Below are 658 nucleotides of genomic sequence, written 5' to 3'. Positions count from 1 at the left end.
AGCGTGGGGTGATGGGCAGTGGGTCGTCCGTCACCGTCGCGCGCCAGGCGCCGTTGAAGGTCAGTCTGATGGTCATTCGAGTCCTTGTCGGCCGCTGTCGAAGAATTGATGCCACGGGAGAACGGGTCTCTTCGTCCCTTGTGCATCGTCCGCCCACCCCTTCATGCACCGGGGCCCGCAGGGCACGTTGATGCCTCGCCTCGTCCGGTTCTTCAACGGTACGGCGGTGTTTTGGACCAGACGGTACCGGCTGCCCGTGTTGACTCTCGTCCTTCCAGCAGATCGCTGACATAGTTGCGGAGCTGAGGAGGGAGGTCGTCGAGGACGATCTCACGCAGAGGTGAGATGTGGTCAAGGCCGACGTGGCCGGTGGAGGTGAGTTCGACGATGGCGTGCAACTCGGCTTCCAGAGCGGAGTTTTCCCTTTCGATGGCCGCGGTTGCCGCCAGTAGTGTCGCCAGAGCCGATGCCTGGGCAGGTGTATATGCCTTCACGCAGTCGCACGCTTCGTCGGCCGCCCGTTCTCGTGCCTGTGCATCGACGTCCAGGATCATTCGCACAATGCTGATGAAGTCGTGAGACTTCAATGTGAACCCCCGTTCACCACTGGCCTCAATGTCCGTAAAACTCCACGAGCGAGGAGATCATCTCCAGCAGT

At 61.1% G+C, this 658-nt stretch carries 1 protein-coding gene; it reads right to left on the bottom strand.

Features of this window, described 5'->3' with window-relative positions:
* Positions 1 to 212 precede the first annotated feature (212 nt).
* On the bottom strand, positions 213 to 554 hold the full coding sequence (locus CCN35_RS28220; RefSeq protein ID WP_143631927.1) for a hypothetical protein: 342 nt from the start codon (positions 552 to 554) through the stop codon (positions 213 to 215).
* Positions 555 to 658: the final 104 nt, after the last annotated feature.

Source organism: Streptomyces thermovulgaris, from assembly GCF_002155915.1.
Taxonomy (GTDB): domain Bacteria; phylum Actinomycetota; class Actinomycetes; order Streptomycetales; family Streptomycetaceae; genus Streptomyces; species Streptomyces thermovulgaris.
The sequence above is the reverse complement of the archived record's forward strand: the minus strand, read 5'-3'. Positions and strand labels throughout refer to the sequence as shown.